Genomic DNA, 10,621 nt, shown 5'->3' with positions numbered 1-10,621 from the left:
GGTCAAAAATTTTGAAAGAACTTTGGAGAATGCGACGACTAAAATTCATCTCTGTTTTGTCAGACTTATGCTCAAACGGTTAGCTACTTCATAGATCCCAAATGGGTTCTATAGAGCAGCGTATAGAAACTACATTGAGTTCACAGATTTTTTTGACCGAACAGGGATAGTCAACTTTTGAACAGCGCGACGTTTAGTTTCTTCCCCGCGACGGTCATACCTAGCAGTCTGGTTAGTATTGGCGTGTCCTGCCAACCTTTGTACTGTAGAGATATCTTCCCCAGAATCAAGCAGTTCGGAGATGAAAGTTCTGCGAAAATCATGGGCGGAAAAGTTCTCTACTCCAATTTGTTGACCGCGCTTGAGCAAAATGAACAGCACAGCTTGGGAGGTGAGGCGTTGCCGAACAATTCGTCCTGATTTGTTGACTTGGCATAGCAATGGAGAATCTTCTCGTCCTCGAAGGGAGAGCCAATCGCCCACAACAGACAAACCGCTTTCGGGTAAATACACTGTCCGGTCTTTTCCTCCCTTGCCATGACGAACAAAGACCGCCCCAGTCTTCAAGTCCAGGTCAGTTACATTTAAATTCACTAACTCGGAGCGACGAACCCCACAACCACGCAAGATACCAATGAGGGCAGCATCTCGATAACCTCCAGGAGTCGGGTCATCAAAACAAACTTGCATCAGGGCATTAATTTCTTCTTGGCTGATGATCCGCCCCCGCAACTGCTGGCTATCTTTCAGGTTTTTTATATCTACAGCACGAGAAAAATCAACAGCATCGATTAGTTCGAGCCGCAGAGCTTCTTTTAAAACTCGCCGCACAGCAGATAACAGCTTGTTAACATAAGCTGGTGCATACTTTTGACTGAAGGCAGCACGTATGGCGGCGGTATGCTTGTAGCGCACAGCCGCCCAGTTGAGGGTCATTGCATCACAGGTATTATCTGTCAACAACCGTGCAACAGCATCCAAAGCATAGCGCATGGACTTGCGTGAACCAGGGGAAAGGGATGCTAAATATACCTCTGCTGGGTGTTCAAGCAGAGGTATAGGAGCCGGGAGAAGCAGGGGGGAAGTGAACGAGCTTTCAATAGATTCAGACATTGACTTATCGGAATGACAATTCTCAAAAGTGAGATTCTCATAAGTAATATTTTCTCCGAAAAGGTCAACACCGATCTCAATAATTACTAAGTTATGTTTTCCATTGGCAGTACATCCTCAGACAGCCAATCGTAAAACTGGGGAAATGCTTGGGATAGATCCGGCAATTCATCCTGTGCTAGAGCCTCCAGTTCAAGAACGACCTGCCATCGCCAATCAGTAGCCCATCGCTTGAGAATTCCTTTGATAGCATCGGCTCCTTTGGTAATACCAGAGCGAAGCATTTCAACACAGTGAAGTAGTGTAATTCTGTTATTTGGATCTGGTCGAGCCAGCGTAGTATCCACCCCCTCAACTAAGGGATTTCCTATACCATTTATGGGGGGGGTGGATACGGGAGAAGAAACAGGTTCAACTCCTTGCGAGGACTGTGTTTGAGCGTAATCAGTTCGTTGCTGTTGACGATGAGCGATAACTTGTAATGCAAAATCTAATTCCGACTTAGAAAGCGAAAATAGTTTAACCTGCATTCCACGAGGCCCAGATTTGCGAAAATCTAAACTGAGTCCCAACTGCGCGACTAAAGTGGCCAACAGCCAAATCGGTTGGCAATCAGGCGGGACAGTAAAACCCAAAATTGCTTTAATGTGAGCAGCACATTGTTTTGCGATGTGGGTCATATTTAATAGTTGTTTGTCGGCGGCAGTAATTTCTTCACCAGCTACTAACCTTTTGAGAATGTCATGTAGTCCTAAGTTGAAACGAGCTAACCACTTGGCAGAGTAATTACCCCAATCTGTGCAGAATGGTAATTTATTTCGCTCGGCTAGGTCTTTGGCACTGACAAATTCTGGTGGTGCAGGGTATTGTTGGTTAGTCCGAGAATCAAGGATTGTAGAAGGGGATGAAGATAAGATGGCCTCTAAAGATGCGATCTCACCTATGAGTCTACCGCCGTTATCTTTCTCGACAAGAGATTCAGTGACTTCCATACCGTAGGAATCCCAAATACGGAATTTCTCACACTCGTAAGCCTCATCGGGAGAAAGATAATCTTTACTTTGCCGTGCGCGGTACTCACCCTTGGAAATGGTATTGGCTTTGGCGACAGACTGATGATGAGCAGCATCCAGGGCATCAGCCGCATATTTTAAGGATTCCCAAGCTGCGACATCAAGATGATCTCCGGTTGGGACAATAGTATTGCCCATATCGGACAAGAGCGATCTCAGGTCAGCCCGTAAGTTATTGATTGACTGGTGACGTGCAGCTTGAATTTGACAGTAAGCGTCTAATGCCCAATCTTTCTCAGCCCCGCGCTTACCTGTTTGCCGGTCGATTTTGATGAGAAAAGCAGTGATTTCATTCGTTTGAAGTATCCTTTCCTTGATTTTGGTGGGGTTGATTTCTTTGTAACCGAATGGTGGAAGAGGTGCTACCCAAACATGAATCGGCACTTTGGGACGATAACGCCACAGCTGTTGAGCGCATTCGGTGGCAGTTTGGGAAACTGCATGAAAGACACCGAATACTAAATCAAAATGATATTGTGAGATGTCAACACCAGTACCCAGACTAGGCGAAGTTAGAAGTACATCTATATTCTTGACAGCGTTGGTGATGTCCTTAATGAAGGCCACATTCTCATCACTGCCGGAATTATCAGAATGTACAGACCAAACTCGTAAAGATTTATGGGTGTGGGAATGAGGTGGTTTTAGAGATAAAGTAGCAGCTTCTTGATCCTGTGGTATTGGGTCAGACTCTAAAATCTGTATACTCAAAGATTTGTCAAGTTTCTTGATGAATCGTTTAGAATCCGAAACCACCATGACTTTTTGACCCATCATGATTGCCGCCGAGATTTGCGCCACCAACGCGGAAGAATCCATCCCCTCATACCAATAGATGGTGCGCTCTCCATTCTTCCATTCATTTTTAATAATGTATGGTTGCTCCCCAACTGGTCGCATGGCCATGAAAAAATCAATGGTGATGTCATCCATGTGTGCGTCAGCGATGACAACTAAAGGCGCATTGTAAACAATATGTTCTAATACAGACAGTATGAGTGCGCGATGTTCCTTGCAAGTATTACTGTGCAGTAGGTGTGTCAGGTATTGGCAAGTTTCGTCAATGAAAATACAGCCGTAAGTTAGGGCCTGGGTGTTTAACTTATATAAACTGTCGATGGTAATGCTGAGGGCTTGTGCTTGGGTCATGCCAGCATAACCAAGGTCAGAATACATCAAGGTTTTCAAACGTTCTGCCAGATTTTTCAGCAGATTCACCCGATGCCCGTTGTTGAGAAATCTTTGGTCAGGGTGAGCATCACGCCACCAACGCATTAATTCGGTTTTCCCCGTACCCATGTCAGAAATCAGTACCACTAAGCCTGTTTTTGGGAAGATAATACTTTTGGGTTGTGGCTGTTGTCTCAATTTTTTGAGCTTGTACTTGATTTTTCCGCGATGACCTGGGGGTATTTCCTCTGGTTGCTCTGGCTGCTCTGACTGCTCTGGCTGAGGCAGAAAATCAAAAGGTTTTTCTGGCTTTTGGGTTTGTAATACACATACTGTCTGTTGTGGTATGTTGGTTGTTTCTTTGTCCTGAACTGCAACTGCTTGGGTTAAATATTTTGTATTGATCAGCGCATCTGGTCTATACTTTCTCAGTCCCCGGTGCTTGATGAGGAACAATTGCTGATAATCTTTCAATGAGTGAGCATCATCAATAATTGCTGTCAACAGTGCATTGGCATCATCACCTCTAGCAACCACAAAATCATCAACGCCTTTCTCCGACCCTGGCAGCAGTGCCACCTCACAAGCACAGCCAACAGCCTCAATTGTTTTACCAGTTCTTACAGTTGCTTGATAAACCGACCAACGGGTGTTGGGTTTGGTTTCGTAGTCAAACAGAATAATGAATTTTCGCCCCTTCTGTGCCAGTGGTAATAAGTCAGGATGCAGCCTTTCGTCAAAATCTTTCTTTCCCACTCGTCCGTTCCAGATACCAGGGAGGGCGATCGCCGCAAATCCTAAACTGAGTAAACAGGCCGCCTTCTTCTCGCCTTCGCACAGAATTATAGGTATTTCGGGGTGTCGCTGTACCCACTCCCAGAACAGTATTGGATGCAGTCTGTCTTGTAATCGCAGCGCCAGGGGGCAGTGGTAGCGTTTGATATTGTAACGTTTTGCCACCGAATCCCAAATACAGTTGGGGATGTCAAAATAAGTAACACGGTTTGGGACTTTTGGCGGTGACTCGTACTTTACGGGCTTACCTTTTTCCCCGTCAATACGCGGGTTGGTGGGTTTGAGTCGTCCCCACTCCATTGGTTCCCAGTTTTGTTGCGGGTCAACTCCCGATATCCACATCCCTCCAGTGGTGAGATGTTGGTACGCTTTTAAAAAACCATCTGTCACTCGTCCAGCATTTTTTCGGGGGATAGCTGGGGATATGAACAAATAACTATATACGGTTTCTCCTTCGATATGCCGGAAATTTCGGGCAATTATCTCAGGATGAATTGCACTGGCAACAGCCAATTCATGATACTCGGCTGCTGTTAGATTATTGGGGTATTCAGAAAATGTACTATCTGAAATTTCAGATAACACTTGCGCTCCAATCCCCGATTCTTGGGGGTATTGGTTATTTAACACAGTAGATTCCTCTGATAGCTATGATTTTCAGCTTCAGAGAGAGGTTTTCACACTGCTTTATAAAAATTTACATAATGAAATTATAAATTTTTTGCCAAAATGCAAAAAAGTAGCCAGCAAAAAGTAGCTGTACTTGTGCCTTTGTCGCTATAATGGCAAAGTAAAGCAGCGTGGGTGTTTTCCTGACAAGTTAGTGGTTTTCAGTCGCCAAACTTTCGGCCACTTTCTTAGTCATTCCAATAGCAACCCCGCTCTGGAATTATTGAATTATCTAATTTCCGGGCAAGGCCAACTCCTTAGTAGGTTTTGCCCTTTAAATCGTTTATATTTTTTTACCTCCTTTGATGACCAGCTTGATCTTACAGAACATTGGTTATTTTCGCATCTAGCAAGATTTTGATTGTTAAGTTGTCGTTACCTCCAGTTTTATTTGGTTTTCCTCAAGCTGCCCTTGGCGTTGATTCTGTCTTGGGCTTGCGCTCGAAAACTTGTATGTCGGGTTTGCCTTCATGATGCGTTTGCTGGTGATGGAAAAGCATTAGCAGGCAACAACCCTAATGAATTTTGGGTAATGTATTTTTTGACTACGGGTTGTAAAGTGAAGCTAATTTCCTTAGTGTTGGGGTCTTTCATACTCTCAACTAATGAAAATCTTTCAAGGTTTTCTAAGGCTTTAATTATTGTTGAAGTGGAAGCAGAGTTATCATATTGAGAATTGATTTCAATCAATAAATTATTGAAGCTAAGAAAACTTACATCTAAAGATATTCTCTCTGCCAAGTAAACCATGATGTATCGTTCAAGCGGAGTCAAGACTTCACTAAAAGTTTCATCAAGCATTGACTGAAACTCATCGGTAATAAAAGTTGTTTTGTGCTGATAAAATTTTTCTGCACTTCCAGCAAAAAAATATTTAATTCGTTGGGCTACTGCTTGTAATTCTGCAACATTACCACGATAAGTATAAATTATGTCGAGTAATTTATCTTGATCTGTTAAGCCTTGATCAGTCAAGAATTGCCTTGCAGATTCTGTGTCTAATCCTTCCAATCGAAAGCAAGTAATAGCTTGTTTATATTTCAAGACAGTATTTAAATCGCTGGGAAAAACACGACAATTTAATATGAAGCGGCTTTGATGTTCTTCCTCTAATAAACGTCGTATCAGTATTTTATACTCTAGGCGTTGCTCTAAATTGGAAGCTCTGAATAAAGCTTCAAAGCCATCTAGAACGACTAAACAACGGTGTGAATGTAAATGCTTAATTAAAACAGTAATAATTGCTTGTGTTTGGTCAGGTAAAACTATAGATGGTTCTATTGGGTGGATTAGCTTAATTAAATCAGCCACTAGATCCTGAATTGGTACTGGATGAGTAATTGATTTCCAGATGAGAAAATCAAATTTTTGTGAAGATTCTAAGCTAATATCCGATAAAAGTTTTGCAGATAAAGTACTCTTGCCAATTCCAGGAACTCCGGTAATGGGTACACAGCGATAGTCGCTAATTAACTTTTTTAACTGCAATAGTTCTTGTTTTCTACCATAAAAAACAGATGTGTCAGGAGGCTGACCTTTGATAGAACCTGAACCTTCACTGTTAATGTCAGAGGATAGGTCTGAATTAGAATACTTTCTGACAGCTTGCTCTAACAGAAATCGCGCCTTTCGCTTAATTACTGGTTCCCCTAGAACTTCAGAAAGCAAAGTCCATAGCTGAGGAGCTACGCGACGTTGTAGATAATTGCCAGCGTATGTTGTTTGCTGGGCTATTATTTCAGAAAAATCCTGACTATTCCATGCTCCCTTCAGTACAACAATCTCAGCCTCAGACAAATATCGTCGTTTTTGGGTAAAAACTAAATTGTTAACTGTTGTTACAGCTTCTTCAAAAGTTACAGATGGCAAAGATGGTGAATCAGAGGACTGCTGTTCTTTTGGAAGAATGAGAGGTTTTCTCCCACGTCTAACAAGCAAAACCATAGGTTTACTCTTACCCTAAGTCACAACTCATAGTATTGGTTTTTCACGAATAGATGTTAGATGTATTTTACATTGATGTAACATATTTTGTGCAAGTGCGAAGATAAATTTGCTTTATCTATGTCTAAAGTTGTAGTTTTTCCAAGTCCTCTTAGTTTCGCGGTCAACATGAAAGGCTTAAGTCACTATAAATGTTACTTAAAGTAACCTAAAACAATAATTATGTATCACTAAAAAGAAAAAATAGCAATACTAGTGAAGAAGATTTTTGATAAGAAGGCATAACTAAAAAACTATACCTTTACCCAAAACTTGACAGCAACGACAAGCTGAAGCTTCCAGTAGTTGGGTTCTCAAAGACAAATCTGTATGCTGGACAGCACAAGCAATACGGGTCGGATAACAATACTTTTCGGTTAAGCTCTCATCCTGTCAAAAATGGAGCAGGTTGCACACTTGAAACCATGATAACTTCGTGAGTAAAAGTCACTCCTAATTCCTTAACCGAGAGGTATTGGGTCGGATAAGAAATTTATTCATGGAGCATCAAGAGAGGCAAGCAGAAAATTTTCTCTCCCTGCTCAACCTAAGATTTATAAAAAAATATTAAGAAAACTTAAATAAAGTAGCTGTACTTTTCAGCTAAACAGTGCTTTGTTGGTTGTAATAAAAACCTTGCTAGGCAAGTGCTTTACTTGAGTTTACCAAAAAAATCGAAAGGCTATTATTTAAAAGAGAGTAACCTCTATATTCCCTTTTTAGGATGAATCGACGAACGCCTATGCTCCTGCTGTGTGAAAACACTAGTTATATAAAAAGCTATATATGGGGAATTACCAGTAGATATTTTATTAAGTAATTAAAACTCTAAGTTTGAAAATCAAAATTTTGATAATCATTTAGATAAAATTACTAATTTAAAAAATTAAAATCTAAAATAATATGTCATATTACTGTATAAATCCTCTTTGTGATAAACGTGAAAATCCTGATAGCACTGATACTTGTCTAGGTTGCGGGAAGTCTTTATTAATTAACAATCGAATTCGCCTATTAAAGCCGCTAAGAGAATTGAGTGATAATCCATTTACTTATAATGAAATTTTTGAAATAGAAGATAAAGGAACAGAATGGATTACTGTACCAAAAGTGCGAGTGATGAAAATTGTCAGGTGGACTTCTTCTAAAGCAATTCAATTAATTGAGCGAGAAGCTCTGGCTTTATCATTAATAGATTGTGAAAATATACCACAGACGAATGGTTCAGAAGATTTCTTTACTTATCGTCCTGAGAATAGTCCTTTCATGCTTAGATGTTTAATCATGGACAAAATAGAAGGACAAGACCTAGAAAAATGGATAAACTCTCACCAACCCATTTCACAATCTGTAGCACTTGAGTGGTTAAAGCAGTTAGTAGAAATTTTAGAAAAAATACATAATTCAGGTTTTTTTCATAGAGATATTAAACCTGCAAACATAATGCTCAAACCAAATGGGCAATTAGCATTGATTGATTTTGGAACAGCACGGCAAATAACAGATACTTATCTAACAAAAGTTGGTGCTAATCGAGGGGCAGGTAAAAATGCTGGAGATAATGAAATTACAATTATAATTTCGCATTTTTATACACCATTAGAACAAATTTATGGAAAAGCTGTACCGCAGTCTGATTTTTATGCTCTGGGGCGAACTTTTGTTCGTATGATGACGGGAGTTCGTCTAATGGATTTACCTACAAATCGACACACAGAGAAACTGATATGGAGAGATAAAGCACTACAAATTGATAAACCTTTGGCAGATATTATTGATAGCTTGATGGCTCCCACTCCTGGAAAACGTCCAGCAGATACTAAAATTATTTTACAGAGAATAGAAAAAATTAATGAGCAAAATAAATTTTACAGATTAACAAAATCTAAAGCATTTAGAATTAGTATTTGGCTCGGATTATTGATTTTGGGAACTACGGCATATTTTCAAATATTCTTACCTTTAAGAGCTAAAAGTCTAGTGGTTCAAGGAGAACAAGCTGAATCAGCTAATAATTCTCAGGGCGCACAAAAATTGTTTGATTCAGCTATAAAAATAAGTCCTCAAGTGAGGAATTATATTGCAAATTTTTATTTTGATAAAGCGGCTCGTAGCACCAAGAACTTAGAAGATGCCAAGAAATATTATTCTATATCGATAAAATATAATAATCAAGATGTGGACACCTATACTAATTTAGCTTTTGTCTGCCAATTGCTAAAAGATTATGATTGTGCTACTAGTAATTATTCTAAAGCTTTGCAAATAAACCCCACCTGGGAAGGATATTTTGGGTTGGGAACTTTGTACGATGACATGGGTGAAAAAGACTTGGCAGAGCAACAGTACAATGTTGCTCTAAAATTTAATAAGCAAGCAGCCCAAGTCTTGAACAATTTATCACGATTGAAAAATTTAAAAGGTGACTATGATGCAGCGATCGCTTTAGCAGGAGAAGGATTAAAAAACACTCAAATGCCAAAATTACAAGCTGCATTGTACAAAAATCTGGGATGGGCAAAGTTAAAACATAAGAAATTACAAGAAGCCCAGCAATATTTAAAAAAAGCTGAACAATTAGATATCCAAAGAGCAGATGTTCACTGTCTAAAAGCACAAATATACGATATTTTGGAAGATAGTGATAACTCATTTCTTGCTTGGGAAGCTTGTCTGACACTTGATTCTGACCTACCGGAAGTATTTAACTGGCGAGATAGTTTATTACAGCGAATAATTAAAAAAAATCGTTAGTTATTATAGTAAACTAAAAGTTAGGGTTTTACTTTTCAAAAAATGGCTCGGACTCCGGTTTACTTTTTTTATATTCCTCGATTTATAGCAGTATCAACAACTCTATCAACTCTAATTTTAGTTACTTCATTATTTGCTAGTACCAGCGTCTGGAGTCAGCAAATATTAGAAAAAAGAATGTGTGCAGAACCAAGTGGGCGAATTTATAGTAGAAATGATCGTACTTGGAGAGTAGGAAGAAAAATATGCTTAGGTGAAAAAATAGAGCCGAATGGTAGTCCGGTCAGGGTTCTCTGCTATCTGAATCGACAGTTTATAACTATAGAGCGTAGCACAAGATTTGACAAGGAAATATGCGATCACCCCGCCAAAGAATCCATGCAGTGTTCAGTGGTAAATGTCCTACTTTGCCCACGCAATTTTAAAGGGCCAGAAGATGAACCTAATTCGCCAGCTTTAATAAGTCCCTACGGAAATTCGATTATCAACAATAAGCCGGATATTTCGTGGCGAGCAGTGGCGGATGCTGATAGCTATACAGTAGTGCTAAAAGGTAATAAGGTTGATTGGGAGGTACAAGTAAAGACTAATACTACCGTTATCCCTTACCCAAAAGAGCAAAAAGAATTGCTGTATGGGAATGCTTACAATATTACGATAATCGCCAATCGTGGTAGTAAACGTCTAAGTTTTAGCTCTTCGGTAGTATCTCTTTTACCTTTAAATAAGGTTCAGGATATTTCAGCAAAAGTGCAGCAAGTAAAAGTCCTGGGGTTGCCACCTGATGAGGAGGCGGCGCTTGATCTGGATACTGTATTTATGTCCGAGTTTCTTTTAGACGAGACTATCAAAGAATTGAAAACGCGGATTATAGCTGGTAGTCAAGATCCCACAATCTTTAGGGTACTAGGCGATCGCTATGTAGGTGCGTTATTACTGGAACAAGCGCAACAAAGCTACACGAAAGCAGAACAGTTAGCAAAGAAAAATGGGAACGAAGTTGAATTGAAAAAAATAGAATTAGGTTTCAAAACATTGCAGCAGTTGCGAGAGCGTTGACCACA

5 protein-coding genes are annotated in these 10,621 nt (G+C 40.0%); 2 read left to right on the top strand and 3 right to left on the bottom strand.

The features are described 5' to 3' along the window. Window positions 1-129 precede the first annotated feature (129 nt). The 3 genes from H6G79_RS25775 to H6G79_RS25765 form a co-directional block, all read right to left on the bottom strand. Window positions 130-1,113, bottom strand: coding sequence for a site-specific integrase (locus H6G79_RS25775; RefSeq protein WP_190592989.1), 984 nt, complete (start codon window positions 1,111-1,113; stop codon window positions 130-132). Window positions 1,114-1,199: 86 nt separating this feature from the next. After that, the gene (locus H6G79_RS25770; protein ID WP_190592988.1) at window positions 1,200-4,781 is read right to left on the bottom strand and encodes a plasmid replication protein, CyRepA1 family; all 3,582 of its coding nucleotides are present in this window, start codon (window positions 4,779-4,781) and stop codon (window positions 1,200-1,202) included. Window positions 4,782-5,288: 507 nt separating this feature from the next. Further along, a complete protein-coding gene (locus tag H6G79_RS25765) occupies window positions 5,289-6,764 on the bottom strand; it encodes an NACHT domain-containing protein (protein ID WP_190592987.1) in 1,476 nt (491 codons plus the stop codon). 942 nt (window positions 6,765-7,706) lie between these two features. On the opposite strand from H6G79_RS25765, the gene H6G79_RS25760 reads away from it, so the two are divergent. Together H6G79_RS25760 and H6G79_RS25755 are read left to right on the top strand one after the other, a co-directional pair. After that, window positions 7,707-9,557, top strand: coding sequence for a protein kinase domain-containing protein (locus tag H6G79_RS25760; RefSeq protein ID WP_190592986.1), 1,851 nt, complete (start codon window positions 7,707-7,709; stop codon window positions 9,555-9,557). A 177-nt stretch (window positions 9,558-9,734) separates the two neighbouring features. Beyond that, the gene (locus tag H6G79_RS25755; protein WP_190592985.1) at window positions 9,735-10,616 is read left to right on the top strand and encodes a hypothetical protein; all 882 of its coding nucleotides are present in this window, start codon (window positions 9,735-9,737) and stop codon (window positions 10,614-10,616) included. Window positions 10,617-10,621: the final 5 nt, after the last annotated feature.

Source organism: Anabaena sp. FACHB-83, from assembly GCF_014697485.1.
Taxonomy (GTDB): Bacteria; Cyanobacteriota; Cyanobacteriia; order Cyanobacteriales; family Nostocaceae; genus Nostoc_B.
This window is presented reverse-complemented; position numbering and strand designations above follow the sequence as displayed.